Origin of the sequence: Erysipelatoclostridium sp. MSK.23.31 (assembly GCF_019125875.1) — a bacterium.
Taxonomy (GTDB): domain Bacteria; phylum Bacillota_I; class Bacilli_A; order Erysipelotrichales; family Coprobacillaceae; genus Thomasclavelia; species Thomasclavelia ramosa.
On record NZ_JAHOCB010000018.1, the window covers coordinates 35,850 to 56,992 of the forward strand.

General features: G+C 28.8%; 21 protein-coding genes. 14 read left to right on the forward strand and 7 right to left on the reverse strand.

The features are described from left to right. Positions 1 to 59: 59 nt before the first annotated feature. Positions 60 to 1,385, forward strand: a complete 1,326-nt coding sequence (locus KSU54_RS09515; RefSeq protein WP_003535543.1) for a 6-phospho-alpha-glucosidase — start codon at positions 60 to 62, stop codon at positions 1,383 to 1,385. A 20-nt stretch (positions 1,386 to 1,405) separates the two neighbouring features. Next, complete coding sequence (locus KSU54_RS09520) at positions 1,406 to 2,932, forward strand: PTS transporter subunit EIIC (RefSeq protein ID WP_003535545.1); 1,527 nt, start codon at positions 1,406 to 1,408, stop codon at positions 2,930 to 2,932. A 17-nt stretch (positions 2,933 to 2,949) separates the two neighbouring features. On the opposite strand, the gene KSU54_RS09525 is transcribed toward KSU54_RS09520, so the two are convergent. Together KSU54_RS09525 and KSU54_RS09530 are read right to left on the reverse strand one after the other, a co-directional pair. Continuing rightward, on the reverse strand, positions 2,950 to 3,702 hold the full coding sequence (locus KSU54_RS09525) for a MurR/RpiR family transcriptional regulator (RefSeq protein WP_003535547.1): 753 nt from the start codon (positions 3,700 to 3,702) through the stop codon (positions 2,950 to 2,952). Beyond that, positions 3,702 to 4,466 carry a MurR/RpiR family transcriptional regulator gene (locus KSU54_RS09530; protein ID WP_008792552.1) on the reverse strand — a complete coding sequence of 255 codons (765 nt, stop codon included), beginning with the start codon at positions 4,464 to 4,466 and terminating at the stop codon, positions 3,702 to 3,704. The genes KSU54_RS09525 and KSU54_RS09530 overlap by 1 nt, the downstream gene beginning before the upstream one ends. A gap of 56 nt (positions 4,467 to 4,522) precedes the next feature. Between KSU54_RS09530 and KSU54_RS09535 the strand changes: the two genes are divergently transcribed. The 3 genes from KSU54_RS09535 (at position 4,523) to KSU54_RS09545 (ending at position 7,352) form a co-directional block, all read left to right on the forward strand. Next, on the forward strand, positions 4,523 to 5,002 hold the full coding sequence (locus tag KSU54_RS09535; protein WP_003535551.1) for a PTS sugar transporter subunit IIA: 480 nt from the start codon (positions 4,523 to 4,525) through the stop codon (positions 5,000 to 5,002). 354 nt (positions 5,003 to 5,356) lie between these two features. After that, positions 5,357 to 6,055 carry a LytR/AlgR family response regulator transcription factor gene (locus tag KSU54_RS09540; RefSeq protein WP_003535552.1) on the forward strand — a complete coding sequence of 233 codons (699 nt, stop codon included), beginning with the start codon at positions 5,357 to 5,359 and terminating at the stop codon, positions 6,053 to 6,055. Continuing rightward, a complete protein-coding gene (locus KSU54_RS09545; RefSeq protein ID WP_003535553.1) occupies positions 6,048 to 7,352 on the forward strand; it encodes a sensor histidine kinase in 1,305 nt (434 codons plus the stop codon). Before KSU54_RS09540 ends, KSU54_RS09545 begins: the two co-directional genes overlap by 8 nt. A gap of 308 nt (positions 7,353 to 7,660) precedes the next feature. Here the strand turns inward: KSU54_RS09545 and KSU54_RS09550 are convergent, their stop codons facing one another. Further along, positions 7,661 to 9,577: a GGDEF domain-containing protein gene (locus KSU54_RS09550; protein WP_040434125.1), complete on the reverse strand. Its 1,917-nt coding sequence runs from the start codon at positions 9,575 to 9,577 to the stop codon at positions 7,661 to 7,663. Positions 9,578 to 9,659: 82 nt separating this feature from the next. Further along, on the reverse strand, positions 9,660 to 10,652 hold the full coding sequence (locus KSU54_RS09555; protein WP_009300415.1) for a Gfo/Idh/MocA family protein: 993 nt from the start codon (positions 10,650 to 10,652) through the stop codon (positions 9,660 to 9,662). A gap of 99 nt (positions 10,653 to 10,751) precedes the next feature. On the opposite strand from KSU54_RS09555, the gene mnmE reads away from it, so the two are divergent. The 5 genes from mnmE (at position 10,752) to KSU54_RS09580 (ending at position 14,710) form a co-directional block, all read left to right on the forward strand. Continuing rightward, positions 10,752 to 12,086 (forward strand): tRNA uridine-5-carboxymethylaminomethyl(34) synthesis GTPase MnmE, encoded by a 1,335-nt coding sequence (gene mnmE / locus KSU54_RS09560; protein WP_003535561.1) that lies wholly within the window; start codon positions 10,752 to 10,754, stop codon positions 12,084 to 12,086. Between the two features lies 1 nt (position 12,087). Continuing rightward, a complete protein-coding gene (locus KSU54_RS09565; RefSeq protein WP_003535562.1) occupies positions 12,088 to 12,315 on the forward strand; it encodes a hypothetical protein in 228 nt (75 codons plus the stop codon). 8 nt (positions 12,316 to 12,323) lie between these two features. After that, positions 12,324 to 13,196 carry a mechanosensitive ion channel family protein gene (locus KSU54_RS09570; protein ID WP_003535563.1) on the forward strand — a complete coding sequence of 291 codons (873 nt, stop codon included), beginning with the start codon at positions 12,324 to 12,326 and terminating at the stop codon, positions 13,194 to 13,196. Then, positions 13,159 to 13,800 carry an NUDIX hydrolase N-terminal domain-containing protein gene (locus tag KSU54_RS09575; RefSeq protein WP_003535564.1) on the forward strand — a complete coding sequence of 214 codons (642 nt, stop codon included), beginning with the start codon at positions 13,159 to 13,161 and terminating at the stop codon, positions 13,798 to 13,800. Before KSU54_RS09570 ends, KSU54_RS09575 begins: the two co-directional genes overlap by 38 nt. A 97-nt stretch (positions 13,801 to 13,897) precedes the next feature. Then, complete coding sequence (locus KSU54_RS09580) at positions 13,898 to 14,710, forward strand: MurR/RpiR family transcriptional regulator (RefSeq protein ID WP_008792558.1); 813 nt, start codon at positions 13,898 to 13,900, stop codon at positions 14,708 to 14,710. A gap of 11 nt (positions 14,711 to 14,721) precedes the next feature. On the opposite strand, the gene KSU54_RS09585 is transcribed toward KSU54_RS09580, so the two are convergent. Beyond that, complete coding sequence (locus KSU54_RS09585) at positions 14,722 to 15,033, reverse strand: PTS sugar transporter subunit IIB (RefSeq protein ID WP_003535566.1); 312 nt, start codon at positions 15,031 to 15,033, stop codon at positions 14,722 to 14,724. Positions 15,034 to 15,059: 26 nt separating this feature from the next. Beyond that, on the reverse strand, positions 15,060 to 16,454 hold the full coding sequence (locus KSU54_RS09590) for an ROK family protein (protein ID WP_117792139.1): 1,395 nt from the start codon (positions 16,452 to 16,454) through the stop codon (positions 15,060 to 15,062). Positions 16,455 to 16,677: 223 nt separating this feature from the next. On the opposite strand from KSU54_RS09590, the gene KSU54_RS09595 reads away from it, so the two are divergent. Beyond that, complete coding sequence (locus tag KSU54_RS09595) at positions 16,678 to 17,985, forward strand: MATE family efflux transporter (protein WP_003535568.1); 1,308 nt, start codon at positions 16,678 to 16,680, stop codon at positions 17,983 to 17,985. Here KSU54_RS09595 and KSU54_RS09600 read toward each other — a convergent pair. Beyond that, complete coding sequence (locus KSU54_RS09600; RefSeq protein WP_003535569.1) at positions 17,972 to 19,318, reverse strand: hemolysin family protein; 1,347 nt, start codon at positions 19,316 to 19,318, stop codon at positions 17,972 to 17,974. The genes KSU54_RS09595 and KSU54_RS09600 overlap by 14 nt on opposite strands. Positions 19,319 to 19,496: 178 nt before the next feature. On the opposite strand from KSU54_RS09600, the gene KSU54_RS09605 reads away from it, so the two are divergent. Genes KSU54_RS09605 through KSU54_RS09615 form a run of 3 tightly spaced genes read left to right on the forward strand, consistent with a single transcriptional unit; the run spans position 19,497 to position 21,060 of the window. Continuing rightward, positions 19,497 to 20,303 carry a helix-turn-helix domain-containing protein gene (locus KSU54_RS09605; RefSeq protein ID WP_003535573.1) on the forward strand — a complete coding sequence of 269 codons (807 nt, stop codon included), beginning with the start codon at positions 19,497 to 19,499 and terminating at the stop codon, positions 20,301 to 20,303. A gap of 29 nt (positions 20,304 to 20,332) precedes the next feature. Continuing rightward, complete coding sequence (locus KSU54_RS09610; RefSeq protein WP_009008832.1) at positions 20,333 to 20,596, forward strand: DUF3795 domain-containing protein; 264 nt, start codon at positions 20,333 to 20,335, stop codon at positions 20,594 to 20,596. Next, a complete protein-coding gene (locus tag KSU54_RS09615) occupies positions 20,593 to 21,060 on the forward strand; it encodes a glyoxalase (RefSeq protein ID WP_003535581.1) in 468 nt (155 codons plus the stop codon). Before KSU54_RS09610 ends, KSU54_RS09615 begins: the two co-directional genes overlap by 4 nt. The last annotated feature ends 83 nt before the right edge of the window (positions 21,061 to 21,143 follow it).

The window sequence follows — 21,143 nt, forward strand, 5'->3', positions numbered from 1 at the left end:
TATGTACTTGATAGGCCATCAAAGTAAAGCAGAAAAAGTAGAAAGAGAGATAAACAAAAATGAAAAAATATAGTGTTTGTATTGTTGGAGGAGGAAGTACCTTTACATTAGGTTTTTTAAAATCATTCTGTCGTATGAAAGAACAGTTCCCATTAAAAAAATTAGTTTTATTTGATATTGATGCAGAGCGCCAAGAACCAATTGGTGAATTTGGAAAAATTTTATTTAAAGAACAATTTCCTGAATTAGATTTCTCATATACAACTGATATTAAAGAAGCATATGAAGGAATGGATTTTGTGTTTATGCAAATGCGTGCAGGGGGATTACCAATGCGTGCTAAAGATGAACATATTCCTTTAAGCATGGGATTAATTGGACAAGAAACATGTGGAGCAGGAGGAATGGCTTATGGACTTAGATCATGTGTTGATATGATCAAAGCAGTTCATGATATTCGTAATTATGCACCTGAAGCTTGGATCTTAAATTATTCAAATCCAGCTGCTATTGTAGCTGAAGCATTAAGAAGAGAATTTCCTGATGATAAGAAAATTTTAAATATTTGTGATCAACCAGAAAATGTTGTTCGTTCATGCAGTCGTTTATTAGGTTGTGATTGGGAAAATTTAGATCCTGTATATTTTGGTTTAAATCATTATGGCTGGTTTACTAATATATACGATATTAAAACAGGGGAAGATTTATTACCAAAATTGAGAGAATTAATTAAGAAAAATGGCTTCTTACCACAAGATGCGGAACAAAGAGATCAATCTTGGTTGGATACTTATGGTATGGTTGAAACTTTAATGAATGATTTTCCAGATTTTTTACCAAACACATATGATCAATATTATTTATATCCAGATTATAAAGCAGCACATTTAGATCCTAATTTTACTAGAGCTGACGAAGTAATGGCAGGACGTGAAAAACGAGTTTTTGATGAATGTCGTGAAGTTATAGCTGCGGGTGTTTTAGGTGATAAATTCGATGATATTAGTGATGCCCATGCAGAAATGATGATCAATGTAGCTGAAGCAATCGCATATAATAAAAATACTCGTCATATTTTAATTGTTGAAAACAATGGAGCAATCGCTAATATGCAGGATGATGCTATGGTTGAAGTCGTTTGTGAATTAGGAATTAATGGACCAAGACCAATGCGTGTAGGTAATATTCCACAATTTTATTTAGGATTGTTAGTAAACCAAGTTTCTTGTGAAAAATTAATTGTTGATGCTTATTTTGAAAATTCATATCAAAAAGCATTAATGGCATTTACTTTAAATCGTTTAATCAATGATGGTAAAAAAGCTCGTAAAGTATTAGATGCTTTAATTGAGGCTAATAAAGGAATGTGGCCAGAATTAAAATAAAATAATAAAAGGGGATTAGTATGAAAAAAAATAAAGTAATGGATTTCTTCTCGGCTTTAGGAAGAAGTTTAATGATGCCAATTGCGGCTTTAGCAGCATGTGGAATTATTCTGGGAGTTACTGCAGCTTTACTTAAAACACAAGTAGTAGAGGCAGTGCCATTTCTACAACAGCCAGTTGTATTTTATATCTTAAATACACTAAAAACAGTATCAAATGTTGTTTTTACCTTAATACCAGTATTATTTGCTATTTCTATTTCATTTGGGATGGCTAAAGAAGATAAAGAAGTTGCAGCATTTGCTGGATTTATTGGCTATTATACTTTCTTAGTAAGTGCAAGTTGTATGATCAATTCTGGTTTTATGAATTTTGATTCATTACAAATTTCAACTATTTTAGGCGTAGAAACTTTAGATATGGGAGCAGTAGCTGGTATTTTAACGGGGGTGACCGTAGCGGCTTTGCATAATAAATATCATAAAGTAGTATTCCCAGTAGCAATTGCTTTTTATGGTGGTAAACGTTTTGTTGCAATTGTCGTTATCTTAGCAATGGCGTTATTAGGACAAGTAGCACCATTTATTTGGGCACCTGTATCAGCTGGAATTAATGGTTTGGGTACATTGATTTCTGAATCAGGTTTATTAGGGGTATTCTCATTTGGATTTTTAGAAAGATTATTAATTCCAACAGGATTACATCATGTTTTAAATGGTATTTTTAGAACTACTGCAATCGGTGGGGTATATCAAGGGGTAGAAGGATGTTTAAATATTTTCTTGCAATTCTTTGATAGTGTTGATATTAGTGTAATGCGTGAATATACACAGTTTTTGGGACAAGGAAAAATGTTGTTTATGATCTTTGGATTACCTGCAGCAGCCTATGCTATTTATAAGACAAGTCCAGGTGAAAAAAAGAATAAAGTTAAAGCATTAATGATTGCAGGAGTTGCAGCAAGTATTGTTTCTGGAATTACTGAACCATTAGAATTTGCATTTATGTTTATTGCACCGCCATTATTCTTATTCCATGCGGTTATGGGTGGTATCTCCTTTATGTTAATGTCATTATTACAAGTAGCAGTTGGAAATACTGGTGGCGGTATTATTGATATGTTTATCTGGGGTGTCTTCCAACCAGGATCTAATTGGTATTGGATAATTATTATTGGTCCAATCTATGCAATTATCTATTATAATGTATTTAAATGGTATTTTAACCGCAAACATTTATCAATTGAAGTTGCGGAAGATGATGGAGACAAGGATACTAATGATACTGCGAGTATTAGTGATAAACAACAAGCGCTAGCAACAAAAATAATTGAAGGCTTAGGAGGATTTGATAATATTATTACTGTTAACAATTGTATTTCTCGTTTAAGAGTTGATGTAAAAGATATGTCATTAGTAAATGAAGAAGAACTTAAGAAGACAGGAAGTATGGGAATTGTTAAACCATCAGAAAATCATATTCAAGTAATTTATGGTCCTAAAGTAGAACAAGTAGCTAATTCAGTTAGAGAAGTTTTAAAATACTAATTAAAAAGGCAACGAATTTAATCAGTTGCCTTTTCTAAAGCTAATTTTTGAGCAGTTAGTTCAATAATTATTTGCATAATTGTAAAGATACCTAGCCTTGAATTTATGTCTACGCCATGATAAGTTAGATTTTCATCATTACTACTTAAAACATAATCACAAGAATCTACTAATGAACCTTTAGCGTTAGATGTAAGTAAAATAATTTTACAGTCATGAGTCTTAGCAATTGTAACTACTTCATCATATATCTTTCCAGCATTGTTTGCTGATACAATAAAAATTGTAGCAGGAGCCTTTAAATTATTAAAGACACTTTTTGATAGATGAAGATCATTGATTAAAATACAATTAATATCAATAGATGATAAAATAGTTTGAAAATAATCAGCAGCCACTAAGCTTAAACTCCTACCTACGACATAGATCGGTTGAGGACTACACAATAAATCAACAACTTCTTCAATAATTTCATAATTTAAGTTTTTAAGATTATCAAGAAAACGGGATAAGGGCTTTTCAATTATCATTTGATAATCAATTTCTTGATGCATACTTTGCTTTAATTCATATTTTAGTTCATTAAAACCAGATAAGCCTAGCTTATTACAAAAGCGCATGATTGAAGCATTAGACATATACGTTGCTTTTGCTAACTGTGATAATGTCATTGATACAACTTCCTTACAACTATTTTCAAGATAATATAGTAACTCTTTTTCATTTTCAGACAAATCTAAAGATTTAGCATTTTCAAGTAAAGCAATCATTATTCCTTTTCCTTTCTAACTAAATAAGTTTTAAATATTACATCAATAATATAGAAAATTGCTAATCTTGAAGTATATTCAGTATCAATATTTTCACGATGATTAACAAAAAAACGAAAATTAATATTTGCTAAATCAGCAATAGCATTCTTAGTATATGGACTAATTGCTATAATTGTTGCATGATTTAAATTAAATAATTTAACAATCTTAACCGTAGTGGGATAATTACCACTAGTACTTATAGCAATTAATATATCATCTTCATTGGCATTACTAGCAATATGTGCTGCTAAACGAGATGATTTATACTTGTAGACATTTTGACGACCAATTGAAAATAACAATTTTTCAAGATAGTCGACAGGAATTCGGGAAATACCTTCACCATATAGATGGATTCTTTTATTACTATCAATCAAATCGATGATTTCTTTTAAATAACGCTCTTTGATTAATAATGAAGTGCTCTCAATATCATCATATAGACTAGTAATAGAATCCATTGAAGAAATTGGTTTCTTTAAATTCGCAATTTCTTTATTTTGCTGTTTTAATGCAAACTTAAATTCAGCAAAACCACTAAAATTAAGTTTCTTACAAAAACGAAGAATCGTAGCAGAAGAAAAGGCAACAGCTTTAGCTAATTCTTGAATACTCATGTCAATAACCTCATCAGGATGATCATAAACATAATGAAGAATATATAATTCACTTTGACTTAGATTTTTAATTATTTCATCATCTAGTTGATTTATTAACATAAGTTTCCTCTTTTCTTTCATATAGTAAAATAATTATACAATAAAGGAGTAAAAAAATGGGATTATTTAAAAAAAAAGATAAATATTTAAAAGCCTTCACCAGTGGTAAGATCATTCCAATTACAGAAGTACCAGATGAAGTATTTGCACAAAAAATGATGGGCGATGGAATTGCAATCTACCCTGATAATAATATAATTGTTGCACCATGTGATGGTAAAATCACAGCTATTATGGAAAATACAGAACATGCAGTTGGAATCACATTAGCAAACGGTGTAGAATTATTAATTCATGTTGGTCTAGATACTGTTAATCTAACAGAAAAGATTTTTTCAGTAAAAGTAGCTAAAGAAAGCTATGTACATACAGGTGAAGAATTAATTACTTTTGATAAAGTAAGACTAAAAGAATTAGGGTATCAAGATATTACAATGTTAGTAATTTTAGATACGGGTAATACTAAGAAACTAGAAATACTATCAGAAACGGAGGCAATTATAAATCAAACAAATATCATTAAATATATAGATTAAATATTTTATTGAAAACAATAAAAAATAATAATAAATATAGATAATATCCAAGGGTAATGATATACTATGTACTAGCGAATCCTGTTGGATTTTATTGAAAATAAAATGAAACAACTGAAATGAAAAAATAATATTTGAAGAGGGAGATCATGCTAACTGCATTAATTTATAGCATAGCTCTCTTTTTTATGTTATCAAGATATAAAATTAGGTTGTGATAAAAAAAGTTAGACCAATCTTTAGATAAATTTAATTTTGTAGATAAAATCAGTGTATATTGAAGTTGATAAGTAAAGAAAGATATACAAGTTTGCAGGATTTTGTTATAGTTAGCCAGTGATAGGAGTAGTTTAAATGGAGATAAATATTGCAATTTGTGATGATGACAAAAATTACATAAACGAAATAATTCAGTATTTAAATAATTGTAGTTGGAAAAGAAATAATAGTTTTGTATATCATACTTTTTATTGTGGAGAGGCATTATTAGAAAGTAAGCAATATTTTGATTTTATAATTTTAGATATTGAAATGGATAAAGTTTCAGGTATAGAGGTAAAAGAAATATTTTATAATCGAAATAATCAATCAAGAATTATTTTTCTAACCAACTATGAGGAATATATGAGTGATTCATTTGGGAAGAATGTCTATGGATATATCAGTAAAGATGTTCTTCATAAGATGGATATCCCGCTTAATAAAATATTTAAAGAACTTTTAGAACATCGCTTAATTAAAATAAGCGAAGATATAATTGATTTATATGAAGTATATTATGTAAAAGCCGATGGACCATATATTAATATTCATACAAATGGCAGTTATGAAGTTTATCGCATGACACTTAAAGATTTTGCTAATAAAATACATAATTCAAATTTTATTAGAATTCATAAATCTTATTTAATAAATATGAGGTATATTAACGAAATAAATAATAAGTTTTTAATTTTGGATAATGATGAAAGATTACCGATATCAAAGAGTAACCGTAAAACAGTATTAATTACTTATAGAAAATATTTATTGGAGAATATAATTTATGACTAGCTGGATAATTTTATTAATTAAACAGTATATTGATATAGCTAAATATTTATTAATTGGTGATGCTATATTTGATTTAAATAATGATAAGAAAAAGAGAACTAAAGAAAATATCATATTATCTAGTATAATTTTAGTAATATATATAATATTTTATAGTAAAATAGAGGATATATGGATAGATTTAAATGCACTGATATGTTTAATCTATCTAATTATTATTTATAGAGATAAATTATTTAAAACATTTAAAGTAGTTATAATTACTATTTTAATTACAACAGTATTAGAACAATTTATGAATTTATTTTTCAAATATAACCTTTATGAACCACCAAATATGCAGTTTGTTATATCAAATATTTTAAGATTATTAATTGTGATATGCGGAGTTAAACCAATAAAAATGGCTAAATTAATTTATATTAAGAAATATAATTTATCTGAAATGCCGTGGTATATATTCATGAATGTTATTTTTTGTTTTAGTGCAACTTTATTTCCGCAATTTATAGTTGTAATGTATCACGATATTGTTAGCTCAAGGGTATCAATGTCAATTATAATTGTTGCACACTTGAATATAGTTATTTCATTTATATCAATTATTTTGTTTATTAAGAATAAGAAAGAAAAAGAACAATATTATTTAGATAGTATAATGAAAGATAAAACATTGAAATTACAAGAAGATTATTATAAAAAAATTATTGATAATTATTCTAATATTCGTAAGTTTAAACATGATATTAAAGGACATTTGGCAGTTGTAAATGAATTAATAAATTCTAAAAATTATGATGAAGCAAATATTTATATAGGAAATATGTCGGAAGCAATAACTGGTAAAGATATTTATAACACTAATAATATCTATATCTCTAGTATTTTAAATTCATTTGATCAAACATTTAAAGATAGTCATATTCAATTTGATTTATCTTATTATGTAATTGGTAATATACAGATGGATAGTATGGATGTATGTTCACTATTTTATAATTTAGTATTAAATTCTATTGAAGCAAATTATAAATTAAGTAATAATCGTTTTATTAAGCTATACGTTGCAAATATAAAAAGAAATTTATTAATTAAAATTATTAATCCTGTTGATAAATACTTTGATATAAATATAATCAAAGAAAATAAAACCACAAAAGAAGATAAAGAAAATCATGGCCTTGGATTGATTACTATTAATAATATTATTTTGAAATATAATGGAAGTATTGATTATAGTGTGACTAATCAAAGTTTAGTTATTGATATAACATTATTAAATGTATTAAAAATTTAAAAAATTGTTTAATACATCTAATAAAATACAAAATAATTCATTAAAATACAAGAAACAACAAAAGAAAGATTTTATCGTTATTATTTCCTCGTAAAGGAGGATTTAGCGGTGCAATTATATAGTTTCTTTGAATGGATAATAGAATGGCTATACGGGAAAAAATAATTAAATAATATTTATTTTTCCTAAAGATAACGTCTCTTGTGGGGAGGGAAGTTTATCAAATATTGTCAGGGCACTTTGACAGACACATAATATAATAAAAACTACGGGTTATATTTCCGTAGTTTTTTCTTATTTACTATCAACTATTTTCCTTTATATTCAATAAAATGACCTTTATAGTGGTTTTTTGCTTCATACAGAGCTTTATCAGATTTCTTCATTAATTCTTCGATAGTATTATTTGGACCACTGCTACATACAAAGCCTCCAGATACTTTTATTGATTGATATGAATGATCAGGAAGTTCAATTAATTCTTCTTTAAAATAAGACCATAATTTATTTAATTGATTTATTATAGTATTTTTATCTTGATAATTATAAATAAAGAGACAAAATTCATCACCAGATCGTCGTGCGATTAAACAATTTGATTTAGAAAGCTTATTTAATGCGTAGGTCAAACGTTTCAAATAATGATCACCAAAATCATGACCATAAGTATCATTTATATGTTTAAATGAATCTAAATCAACCATTACAGCTGCATATAAATGATTATAATTATTGTTATTAATGACTAAAGTTACTTCTCTTTTGAATGATGGGTATAGTAATAGTCCAGTTAAATGATCATGATCTTTTTCGTACTGAATTTGTTTTTTCTTTAAAATATCAGAAGAAACATCATTAACAGTTCCATAGAAACCATTTTCATCTTTCACAAGTCGGATTTTTATAAAAGTATCTTTTTCAAGACAATAAACATCACTCTCACTTTCAATTGGATTGCTAATAATTATTTGTAGTTTTTTTAATAGTTGTTTTGGATCAAGATACATTTGATTTGCTTCTTCATCACTTAAATGGAGCAGTTCTTTCAATCTTGCAGTGGCAAAAAGTTGTTTCGTATCATTTTGATATTCAAATGCTGCTAGTGGGATATCGATAATGGAGATAATTTTTGATATTCGATCAGCGGAGTTGACAACACTATTAACCATACTGTTGATTCCAGAGCTTAAATCTATCAATTCTTGATTATCATCAGCTTTTACGACAGTATTTAAATCGCCATTTTTTATTCTATTTAAATCATTGAGGACACTATGAATTCCTTTTAATACTTTTTTGTTTAATATAACATTGATTGACACAACGATAACGATTTCGATTGCAATTAAATAAGCACCAATTAATAATAAATCACTTGAACGATTTTTATATAAAATATCTTTTGGAACAGTTGCTCCAATTAAAATATTATCATATTCTCTAGTTACAAAAAAATTTTCAGTTTTGTTTCCAATATCTTTAAAAGTACCAGATTGACAATCTTTTAAATTATCATAAGTATAGTAACTTGCTTCTTTGTCGTCTAAATCATTAGTGCTGGCAATCAATTCGTTGGTTGTTTTATTGATTGCAAAAAGCTGCTCACCTTCATTTGTGGGAAATCTAGAAAATATATAGGAATATGTATTCCTTTGTTGTGCTTCTAAAAGTCGTGTTGGTTCAAGACCGACTTGTACTAATCCTTTTTTGTCTTTACGAGCCACTCCAACATATTTCATAATTTTACCTTCAGCAGTATTAGGCTGAGCATCTTGAATAACATATTCATCAGGGTCATCGCTTTCTAAAATTGGTAAAAAACCACGCATTTGTTCACCATTATGAAAATCCAAACCAACATATTTAGGAACTGATGAGTAAGCAATTAAACCCTCACTATCACTTACATGTAATTCATCTACATCAAGTAGTGTAGCTAAATTTTGAAGTTCAGTGACACTTTCAATGATATTAGGATTTTTTTCAATAACATAAGCAAATGCTTTTGCTCTAGTTAAATAATCTTCATCAAGACTAGATTTCAAAGATACTAATTCGGTACGATTATTTTCAATTGTTTGAATTACTTGATTAATTTTTAAATTAAATGTTTCTAAAGTTCGGGCTTGTAAAGAATCAGTTGATAAGAAAAAATTTATTAAAAGAACAGAGGCTAATGAAATAGACATGATTATGATAATGTATTTCCTAAATATCTTCTGCATTTAGCCACCCTCTTCCAATTTGTAATGTATATATATTATTATAGCATTGTTACTATGTCTTGATAATAAAAAAGGATACAGATTATTTTGTATCCCGTTCGCAACCAAAAATAATATTTGCACTTTGGCGTGCTTTAGTTAAAACATCCATGACGATTCGTGAATGTTCAAGCATTTTATTACATGTAGTAAAGTCATTATTATCAATACATTCCGCAAAAACTTTAAATTCGCTATACATTCGATGATAGTTACCAGTTGGTAGAATCTCACTATCTCGGCCATTTCTTAAAATTTGCACATCAGTTAGAACACTGGTAGGACCATCAATTTTTACACAACCTTGGTCACCTTGAATTGTAGAAATGATTGGAGCACCACAATCTTTAGCACCAATACAGATTGCTTTAAATGTTGGATATTCCAAGATAGCAACTCCTGAAGTATCAATTCCTTTTTCAATATTAGCAAAATATTCTACTTTATTAGGGGCACCAAATAAACCAACAACAAAATGAATATTATATACATTTAAGTCCATTAAAGCCCCACCAGATTTATTGACATCAAATGCTGGTAATATTTCACCACGTTTAAAAGCGTTATAACGTGAAGAATATTGGGAATAATTAGATGAAATAATACTGATTTTCCCAATCTCAGATATTTTTTCTTTTATTTCTTTAAAAGTTGGAAGATACTGGTTTGTAATTGCTTCAAATAAAAGACAATTTTGTTGTTTAGCTAAAGCAATTAATTCATCTAATTCATTGACATTTGAAGTAAATGGTTTTTCACAAATAACATGTTTATTATGCAATAAGGCTTTTTTTGTATATTCGTAATGGAGATGATTTGGTAAAGCTACATAAATAGTATCTATTTCATCATCATTTAACAATTCATCATAATCATAGTATGCTTTTTTTATATGATGTTTATTTATAAGTGTTTCAATTTTTTCTTGAGATTCTTTTCTCCCTAATATTGCCGTTAGTTCTATTTCATCAATAATATCAATGAATGTTAATAAATCGTAGACGATCATTCCGCTACCGATAATTCCAAGTTTCATGTTGAATTCCTCCCTGCTTACCACCATTATAGCATTGATTAGGTATATTAATTAATAATAATTTATGATAAAATACAAAAGATAAAGGAAGGTGATATTTTGAACGAAGATATTATTGTTGCAATTGCAACAAGTCGCTTAGAAGCTGCAATTTCAATGATTAGAGTAAGTGGTCCAGATTGTATTGCCTTTGTTCAAAAATTCTTTACAGGCAAAATAATAGAAAAACCTAGTCATACGATCAATTATGGATATATCATTGACGATGGAAAAAGAATTGATGAAGTGTTAGTTAATATTTATCGAGGTACAAGAACATTTACAGGTGAAGAAATGGTGGAAATAAATTGTCATGGTGGTGTTTATATTACTTCACGAGTATTAGAAGTGTGTATCAAAAATGGTGCTAGAATGGCTGAGCGTGGTGAGTTTAGTAAAAGAGCATTTCTTAATGGTCGAATTGATTTATCACAGGCTGAGGCAATTAGTGATATTATTACTGCTAAAAATAGTTATGCAACAGATTTAGCGTTAAAAGGAATTAGTGGTAGTATTAGCGGTTTTATTGAAGATTTGAAAGAAGATTTAATTCAAATAATCACTCAGATCGAAGTTAATATTGATTATCCTGAATATGATGATGTTGAGGAATTGACTGCTTCTTCGTTATTACCACGAAGTGCCAATCTATTGACTAAAATGAATAAGATTCTTGATGATTCTAAAAATATTAAATTAGTTAAAGAGGGAATTAAAACAGTTATTATTGGACGTCCTAATGTTGGTAAGAGTAGTTTATTGAATGCTCTGCTTCGAGAGGATAAAGCAATTGTAACAAATATTGCAGGAACAACCCGGGATATTGTTGAAGGAAGTATTAGCATTGATGGAGTAGTTCTCAATATGATTGATACTGCAGGAATCCGAGAAACTGATGATATCATTGAAAGTATGGGGGTTGAAAAGTCTAAAGAACTGATTCACCAAGCGGACCTTGTTTTATTGGTAATTGATGGTTCGCAGTCATTAAGTAGTGAAGATATGCAGTTATTAGAACTAACAGAAGATGCTACTAGAATTATCGTGCTTAATAAAGCCGATCAAGGAACAAAAGTAGATTTAGATGGTATTGTTATTAGTGCTAAAGATAATCAAATTAGCACTTTGACAGAAGAAATCAAAAAAATGTTTGAGTTAGGTAAGATTATTGATAATAATGATCATATTCTGACAAATGCACGTCAAACAATGTTATTACAACGTGCTAGTCAGGCTTTAAAGCAAGCTGTTGAAGCTATGGAAATGATGATACCAACGGATTTGATTGTTACTGATTTATATGAATGTTGGAATAATTTAAAAGAAATATTAGGAGAGAAAGCGAAAGAAGATTTATTAGATGAATTATTTAAACGCTTTTGTATAGGTAAATAAAATGGACAAAAATAGAATTTTATCGGCTAGATTTCTAGGCTTTTCAAAGTATTTAGGGATTGTGGCAGCTATATCGTTTGTAGTATTTCTAATAATTAATGCTTTTAATACAGGTAATGATATATTATTTTGGATTAGCTATGTTTTATTGATGTTATCAATAATTGGAGCTATTCAATGTATCTGTCTATATTTTATTGGTAAATATTATGGTTCAAAATCTAAGTAGGTGGTTAAATGGATAAAACTTATGAACGAATAAATAGTTTATTTGAACATGGATTAATTGATAGCGGAATAAGTATTTTGATATCAGTTGTTATAGTTTTGGTTATTAATAAAATAATCAATAAAATTATAAAAAAGAAGATAAATGATCCGTTGAAATTAGTTTTTCCAATGCGTATTAAAAAAATCGTTTTAGTAACAATTGTTTTAGCAATTATTATGAGTGAAATTACGGCGATGCAGTCAATCATTAAGGCTCTGCTGGCCAGTGGAGGAATCTTAGCAGTTGTAGTTGGGTTAGCATCACAAGAAGCTGCAAGTAATATGATCAATGGTTTTATGATCATGACTTATAAGCCTTATAAAATTGGTGATTTTGTCAATGTTAGAGAATATAATGTTATTGGAACTGTAATTGATATTTCAATGCGCCACAGTGTCATTGAAACATTAGAAAGAACACAGGTAATTATACCTAATACGATAATGAATAAAGCAATTATTGAAAATGTATCTAATGTTAAGACTCAAAAAGCCAACTATTTATATCTTGAGGTTTCTTACGAAAGTGATATTCAAAAAGCAATTGAAATTATTCAAGAAGAAGGAAGTAAACATTCATTATGTTTAGATGGCAGAACTAAAGCACAAAAGAAAAAACATGAACCAATGGTTAAAGTTCATTGTGTCGAATTTAATGATAGTGGAATTCAATTACGAGCAACATTATTCTCTAAGGATAGTGGTGCTGGTTTTCAATTATTATCAGATTTGCGTTTGATTATTAAGAAACGTTTTGATGAAAACGGGATTGATATTCCATATCCGCATCGAGTTGTAATTAATGAAACTAGAGAAAAAAATGATGAACAAACAAAATAGGTGGTTAGATTTAGCTCAAGAGTTACAATTTTTAGCTCAAGGTGGATTAGCATATACAAAAGATAAATTTGATCAAGAAAGATTTGAGCGAATTCGTCAAATATCTGCAGAAATGGTCGCTTTACAAAGTGATTTACCGATTGCAACAGTTACTTCATTATTTTGTAATGAAACAGGGTTTCAAACACCAAAATTAGATTCTCGTGGTGCTGTTTTTAAAGGTGATAAGATTTTGCTGGTGCAGGAATCTGATGGACGCTGGTCAATTCCCGGTGGTTGGGTAGATGCTTTAGCAAGTGTTAAGGAAAATACAATTAGGGAATTACAAGAAGAAGCCGGGATTGAGGCTCAGATAGTTAAAGTAATTGCAATTCTAGATCGTAATATTCATAATACGCCTCGCTATGCGTATGGAATTACTAAGATTTTCATAGAATGTTCTTATCTTGGTGGTGCATTTAAACCAAATATCGAAACACTTGATAGTGGTTATTTTAGCCTAGATGAACTTCCTGAATTGGCTGAGGAGAAAGTAACTTTAGAACAGATAAAAATGTGCTTCAAAGCACATTTTGATGATAATTGGCAATGTTTATGCGATTAATAGACAATTACTGGGTTGATTTATTCAACCCTTTTATTTTATTGATTATTTGATAAAATATAGATACGATCAAATAGTTAAAGGAGGTCTACGAAATATGATTATAGAACACTTATTAGATGATAATAACCTTACCAATACTGAAAAAAGTATTGCTCAATTTCTTTTAAACAAAGATCAAAAAATTAATAATCTTACAAGCAGTGAGTTGGGAAAACAGAGTTATACTTCACAAGCGGCAGTAACCCGTCTTTATAAGAAATTAGGGTTCAATAATTTTCGTGAATTTTTATCTACATTGATCTTAGAAAGAAATGATTATCTTAAATATAATGATCTCCCAACTGAGCATCCTGAACAGTATTTTACATCTTTAGAAGATACTGAAAAAGTAATTGCCTCTTTATATGAAAAAGCGATGATTCAGACAAATCGATTACTAGATAAAAATGTTGTTAATCGTGTTTGTAATCGGATATTGAGTGCTTCGTTTATCGATATTTATGGAATTGGTCTTTCAGATACGATTGCTAAAGAAATGTGTTTTAAATTACAATCATTAGGGCTTCCTTGTTCATATCAAAATGGTATTAATATTAAATATATTGATAATATGCAGCAGCATCAAAGTAACGTCTCGATCCTTATCACTACGACCGGCGATAATAACTTAATTAAAGAAATTGCTAAAATCTTAAAAAATAGGAATGTATATACGGTCGGGATATTAGGTAAAAAGGGTAAGGATCTAATTCAGCTGTGCCACGATTATCTATTATTTGATACTAGTTTATTTGAAGATATTGATAGCTTATGTGCTACTTTTAGTGCTGAATACGTAATCAATATTTTATATGCAACATTGCTCTATCGTCTTGAATTATCTAATTATATGCACTATTTAAAATAGCTGTCAGTTGATTATTTTTCTAATGCGTTTAAAGCTTGATTAAGAACCTTTTCACCATCCATCATACCGTAAATACGCATATCAATAAGCTCAACTGGAACAGTATTGTTTACTTCTTTTTTAATATTATTAAGTAAATATCTGATTTGTGGACCAACAAGAATTACATCAGCAGGTTCTTGGGCAAATTCATTTGGTAATTCTTTTTCACTTGTTGACCAGATTTTGCAATCAATTTCTTTTGTTTTAGCAACTTCTCGCATCCGGTTTACTAATAAACTTGTAGACATTCCTGCACAACATACTAATAAAATCTTTTTCATAATTTTCTCCTTAATTTTTATTTAATTTAGGTACAAATAATTGTTTGACCTAGGAAAATATATTCTTGAATATCGTCAATTTTAATTAACCGAGGAATATATTCTTGTGGTAATACTGTTTTTAACTCATTTTCTAAATCTTCAATATTAGGTAAAAGACTACAAAAGATAACGATTGCCTCAGGCCCAATTACACTAATAATCGATAAAGAAATATATTTAACAATTTTAATAATATCTTCTGGTGTTTTATATACATTAGCACCTTTCTCTAATAGATTTACGGGGAGGTATTTCATTTCACCTGCCACGTTATGCTTGCCATTGATTAATTTATTATCAATGATGATACCAGCACCAGCTTTAGTACTCATTGGCTGAAAAAGTAACACAATTGATGAGTATTGATTTTGAGTAGCATGATAGCCAATTGCTGCGGTATTAACATCGTTTGTAATAATAAATTTTTGTGAATATTTGCTTGTAAACAATTTTTTATAATTCATATCATCAAAACCATTAATACTGGCAGTTGTAGCAAATCCATTATTAACAATTCCTGGTGTTGAAAAACCAATAACCTCAATACCTGGATAATTTAATAAAACAGTATCGATAACATCATAGATGTCTTGAATTGTAATTCGTTGTTTAATTGTTTCATTGTTTACAATAATATCACTTTGACTTTGATAAAGTCGATATGCAATATGAATCCGATTACGATTTCTAAAAAGAGAAATACATAGAATTTTACGATGAAAGGTGATGGTTTTATTTCTAATCGAAAGCAATTGAACTTGACCATTTTTGTTACGTTTTTTAATTAGTTCTTGGTCAACTAGATTAAGAATTTCTTTTACATCATATTTAGCAAATACTTGTGCAGGAATATTAAGTAAATATTTATCTTTAAAAATCTTTTTAACTTTTGCATACATAAAAGAAACTTGAGGTGCTAGTAGGATTACATCATATTGTTCACCTTTTTTGAATAATTCGTTGTAGCCAGTTGCTGCAATTTCATAATCAAGAGCAAATAACTGAATTGCTTCATCAATCTTATAAGCAAAATAAGTTGTTGTAAGACCACCACTGCAGCATAATAAGATTTTTATTTTTGGTTTCTTGATCAATGTTTTTAAACATTCAACCATTTCATAAAATAGATTAATTGCATGATTTATGTTATTCATTTGAAAGTGTAAAAAGAAACAAGATTCTTGATCTATTTTACCAATAACATTTAATTCAATAATATTGAATTTATAAAAAATAACATTAGCTACACCATACTTTGTCTCCAAGATAATTTTATTTTGATCTTTTGATGAAAGCATAATTTGACAATTATCGATCTGTTGAAATAAAATCCACTTTTTATATATCGATGTATATACATCTTTTAGGAAATCTTCCATTTTCACCTCCCCTTTCAGTAATAACTGATAACTAATTAAATAATAATCAAAATTATTGGCTAATAAAATGAAGATTAGTGTTTTAGGCTAGTTTATTTAAAAGTTACAACTTGATAAATAAAAAAGTGATTAATCTAGTCGCTTTAGTTGAAATATTTTTAAAATTTGATTGACTATAAGGTAATCTTATAGTTTAAGATGGAGAAAGACTGGAGGAATGAGGATGAAAAATTATATTTTTAAAGATTTCTTAAAATATACATCGTTAAATGTTTTAGGAATGATTGGTTTATCATGCTATATTCTGGCAGATACTTTTTTTATTGCAAATGGTGTTGGTGAAATTGGATTATCAGCTCTAAATTTAGCTTTACCAATGTACTGTTTAATAAATGGTTTAGGACTAATGATTGGAATCGGTGGGGGAACACGGTATTCTTTGTTAAAGGTAAATAGTAATAGAACCTCACAAAATATAATTTTCAGTAATGCTCTTTATTTTATGCTTATTCTAGCCATTATTTTTGTTGTTTTGGGACTAAGTGCGTCGACATCATTAGCAAATCTTTTAGGGGCTAATCAAGATACAACTATCTATACTGCAACTTATTTAAAAACAATTATGTTTTTTGCACCAATGTTTATGTTGAATAATTTATTGATTGGCTTTGTTCGTAATGATGATAATCCGAGATTAGCAATGATGGGAATGTTAATTGGTAGTTTAACTAATGTTGTTTTGGATTATATATTTATTTTCCCTTTTGGTTTAGGAATGTTTGGGGCTGCTTTAGCAACAGGGGTAGCACCGGTTATTTCAATTTCAATTATGTCTCCATATGTAATCAAGAAAGCTAATTTTAAATTTCTTAAAACAAAATTATGTCTTAACCATTGTAAAGATATTTTTTTATTAGGATTATCAGCTTTAATAGGAGAATTAGCTACTGGAATAGTAATGTTGTTATTTAATTTTACTTTGTTGAAGTATAGCGGGAATATAGGTGTTGCAGCCTACGGAATTATTGCTAATATCGCTTTTGTTATTGTATCGATGTTTACAGGGGTTGCTCAGGGAATTCAACCAATTATTAGTAAAAATCTTAGTTTTAAAGAATATCGAAATGTAAATTTAGCTTATCATTATGGTCTTTGGACAGTTATTATATTTGCAGTTATTGTTTATCTTAGCAGTTATTTTGCTGCTGCTCAGATCGTAGCTTTGTTTAATTCAAGTAGCAATCCGGAATTGCTGGATTTGGCAGTTAGAGGAATTCATATTTATTTTGGGGGCTTTATTTTTGCAGGAGTAAATATGATTAGTGCCACTTTCTTTAGTGCAAGCGATAAACCACGTCAAGCTTTTATAATTTCATCATTACGAGGTTTTATTTTAATTGCACCAGTAATATTTATTTTATCAACTATTTTTAAAGTAGATGGAGTTTGGCTAACTTATGTGGTAACAGAATTGATTACTTCTATAATTACTATTATTTTAAAAAGAAAATCCGATTTTAGTCTTCACTAGAATCGGATTCTTTTTCTTCTGATTTTTTAATTGTTAATTTGATTTTTGTTACACGATTACCTTTTACACCAGTAATTTTAAATGTAAGATTTTCATAAGTTACACTACGTTCTTGATTATCATCAGGAATTTCTCCTAATAAATGAAGAACAAAACCACTGATTGTATCATGATTAACATTATCTAATTTTAAATCTAATTCATCATCAAGATCGTCAATTAGATAATTTCCATCAACGATAAAATTATAGTCATCTATTTTTTGTAGTTTAGGTTCATCGTCATGATCATACTCATCTTCGATATCTCCCATGATTTCTTCGATTAGATCTTCAACTGTGACGATCCCTGAAAACCCACCATATTCATCTACAAGAATTGCAATATGTTGGCGATCTTCTTGTAGTTCTTTAAATAAATCATCAATATTTTTAGTCTCTAAGACAAAGTATGGTTTTCGTAATAGCTTACGAATATCAACATTGTCAAAACCAACTTGTCTAGCTTCAATAGCAAAATCCTTCATATTTAAAATCCCAATGATATTATCAATTGAATCATCATAAACAGGAATTCGAGTATACTGCATTGACATCATTTGATCAATGTTCTCACTTAATGGGTCATTAATATCAATACAATAAACATCAGTTCTTGGGGTCATGACGTTTAAAGCTAAACTATCATCAAATTCAAAAATATTGGTAATCATGTCAGTTTCAATTTCATTGAAAACTCCTGTCTCTTGTCCACTTTCAACCATTGAACGAATTTCTTCCCGTGACAAAGATTCTTCAACATTTTCATCATCCATTCCAAATAATCTTAAGACAAACTTAGTTGACCAAGATAAAATTTTAATAAATGGTCCAGCAATTTTACTGATGATCAAAATAGGCTTAGCACAGAACATTGAATACCATTCCGCTTTTTGTAAAGCGATTCTTTTTGGAACTAATTCCCCAAAGATTAAAGTAATAAAAGAAATTAAAATAGTAATCAAGACAACTGCGATTGTATCAGCGTAAGGAATTGACCAAACTTTTAAAAGATTAGCTAAACTAACAGAAATACCCGTAGCAGCACTAGCTGAGTTAAAGAAACCTGCTAAAGTAATCGCTACTTGGATCGTTGATAAGAAGTTAGTTGGCTGATCTAATAGTTTTTCTACTAACTTAGCTTTCTTATTTCCTTCCTCGCTTAAACGACGAATCTTGTTTTTGTTTACCGAAACAATTGCCATTTCGCTAGCCGCAAAATATGCATTGATTAAGGTAAGAACAACGATTAAAATTAATTGCAATGTGATTGAAGACTCGGGGCCTGCATCCATAAATTAAAACACTCCTTTTTTATGTAATTAAATTTTATGAGAATTATTCTATCAAATTCATGATTGAATGTAAATATTTATAGCCAATGAAGATTGTTAAGATTTGATTAAATGTCCTGCCAATATTATACTGAGTATATAAAATAATGCAGGTAATTTAATATAAAGAGGTAATTTAATGAAGAATTTCGATTATAAGGGAAGTTATATTAATAAAACAAATCATCATATTTATATTGCTCCTACTGAAGAATTAAAAGATATTATTGCTCATTATACAATTACTTTTCCTAGTGAAGTTCCCGCCTCATCAAAATTATTTCATATTATTCCTGATGCTAGTGGCTGTTTTATTTTTCAGGGACGCTCTCGAAGAGATTTTTGGGGTCCAATGAGTGAAATCGTGGTTTTAGAAAATGATTTGCAAAAAGCCCCAGCTCGTTTCTTTGTAGAATTTAGACCAGGAGGATTGTATCAAATTAGTGGTTTACATCAAAAAAAACTTGTAAATCAGCGTCAGCAATTGAGATATTTAGATGTGCAGCTTGATGAAGAGTTAGCATTACTTTATCAATCATGTAAAGATTATGAACAGTTGATCAAAGCTTTTAATAAATATTTTACGGGAAAAAGAAAAGTTAATTTATTACCAGCTCGTTTGATTAGAGCTAAAGAAATTATTGATCAGGATCACGGAAATGTTAGTTTAGAAAAGGTAGCTAGTGATTGTCACCTTTCTTCACGACAATTATTACGTGATTTTCATAATTACATAGGCTTGAGTGGTAAGGAATATGCTAAGGTAGTAAGATTTAATTATTTATTAAAGCAAATAGAAGAAGATGATTTTTTATCTTTAGCATTGCAAGGGGGCTATTTTGATCAGGCTCATTTTAACAAAGTGTTTAAGCAGATTACAAAAACAACTCCTAAGAAATATTTATCGAACTTGGCGGATTTTTACAATGAAATATATAAGTTCTAAGTTATAATTTGCTTAGGATGGTGATGAAAATGATTGAATCGAGATGTGGAATTATATGTAGTGAATGTGAGTTTAAAAGCAAGATTGGGTGTGCTGGATGTATTAATATCGAACATCCTTTTTGGGGTGAAATTTGTCCGGTTAAATCGTGCGTAGAAACAAAAGAATTAAATCATTGTGGTGAATGTGAAGATTTTCCATGCAAATTGGCTAAATCGTATGCTTATGACGAAAAACAAGGGGATCAGGGAAAACGTTTAGAACAATGCAGATGTTGGGGTAAAATCAAATGAAATTAGAAGCAACTGTCTTAGCAGTCAAAAATCTCGAAGTTTCTAAACAGTTCTATATGCAATTGTTTGATCAAAAAATAATTTTAGATCATGGTTTAAATATTACTTTTGATGGTGGTTTTGCTTTACAAAAAGATTTTGCCTGGCTCGTTGATGTCCCTAGTGATTGGGTTTGTGATAAAGCTTGTAATATGGAATTATATTTTGAAGTTGATGATTTTGATAAATTTATAAAAAAGTTGGAGACATATCCAAATATTAAATATGTTCACCCAATCAAAAAATATAATTGGCAACAGCGGGTAGTACGAATCTTTGATCCCGATAATCATATGATTGAAATTGGTGAAGCAATGGATGTAGTAATTACAAATCTATTATTGGCTAAAAAAGATATAGATGAAGTAAGTAGAATTACACAATATCCTATTGACTATGTAAGGAATATTTTCAATAAGTTGTAGGTTGACTACAACTTTTTTTATAGATCAAGGATTCTAGTGAGGTAAACAGTCCGTCGATAGTAAAATTATAACTTTTATGTTAG

Coding starts and splice junctions, on each gene's coding strand:
- KSU54_RS09515 (WP_003535543.1), top strand. CDS start 60: ATGAAAAAATATAGTGTTTGTATTGTTGGAGGAGGAAGTACCTTTACA.
- KSU54_RS09590 (WP_117792139.1), bottom strand. CDS start 16,454: ATGGAAGATTTCCTAAAAGATGTATATACATCGATATATAAAAAGTGG.
- KSU54_RS09535 (WP_003535551.1), top strand. CDS start 4,523: ATGGGATTATTTAAAAAAAAAGATAAATATTTAAAAGCCTTCACCAGT.
- KSU54_RS09615 (WP_003535581.1), top strand. CDS start 20,593: ATGAAATTAGAAGCAACTGTCTTAGCAGTCAAAAATCTCGAAGTTTCT.
- KSU54_RS09600 (WP_003535569.1), bottom strand. CDS start 19,318: ATGGATGCAGGCCCCGAGTCTTCAATCACATTGCAATTAATTTTAATC.
- KSU54_RS09595 (WP_003535568.1), top strand. CDS start 16,678: ATGAAAAATTATATTTTTAAAGATTTCTTAAAATATACATCGTTAAAT.
- KSU54_RS09550 (WP_040434125.1), bottom strand. CDS start 9,577: ATGCAGAAGATATTTAGGAAATACATTATCATAATCATGTCTATTTCA.
- KSU54_RS09585 (WP_003535566.1), bottom strand. CDS start 15,033: ATGAAAAAGATTTTATTAGTATGTTGTGCAGGAATGTCTACAAGTTTA.
- KSU54_RS09530 (WP_008792552.1), bottom strand. CDS start 4,466: ATGTTAATAAATCAACTAGATGATGAAATAATTAAAAATCTAAGTCAA.
- KSU54_RS09520 (WP_003535545.1), top strand. CDS start 1,406: ATGAAAAAAAATAAAGTAATGGATTTCTTCTCGGCTTTAGGAAGAAGT.
- KSU54_RS09540 (WP_003535552.1), top strand. CDS start 5,357: ATGGAGATAAATATTGCAATTTGTGATGATGACAAAAATTACATAAAC.
- KSU54_RS09610 (WP_009008832.1), top strand. CDS start 20,333: ATGATTGAATCGAGATGTGGAATTATATGTAGTGAATGTGAGTTTAAA.
- KSU54_RS09575 (WP_003535564.1), top strand. CDS start 13,159: ATGAAACTAGAGAAAAAAATGATGAACAAACAAAATAGGTGGTTAGAT.
- KSU54_RS09565 (WP_003535562.1), top strand. CDS start 12,088: ATGGACAAAAATAGAATTTTATCGGCTAGATTTCTAGGCTTTTCAAAG.
- KSU54_RS09545 (WP_003535553.1), top strand. CDS start 6,048: ATGACTAGCTGGATAATTTTATTAATTAAACAGTATATTGATATAGCT.
- KSU54_RS09605 (WP_003535573.1), top strand. CDS start 19,497: ATGAAGAATTTCGATTATAAGGGAAGTTATATTAATAAAACAAATCAT.
- KSU54_RS09580 (WP_008792558.1), top strand. CDS start 13,898: ATGATTATAGAACACTTATTAGATGATAATAACCTTACCAATACTGAA.
- KSU54_RS09555 (WP_009300415.1), bottom strand. CDS start 10,652: ATGAAACTTGGAATTATCGGTAGCGGAATGATCGTCTACGATTTATTA.
- KSU54_RS09570 (WP_003535563.1), top strand. CDS start 12,324: ATGGATAAAACTTATGAACGAATAAATAGTTTATTTGAACATGGATTA.
- KSU54_RS09525 (WP_003535547.1), bottom strand. CDS start 3,702: ATGATTGCTTTACTTGAAAATGCTAAATCTTTAGATTTGTCTGAAAAT.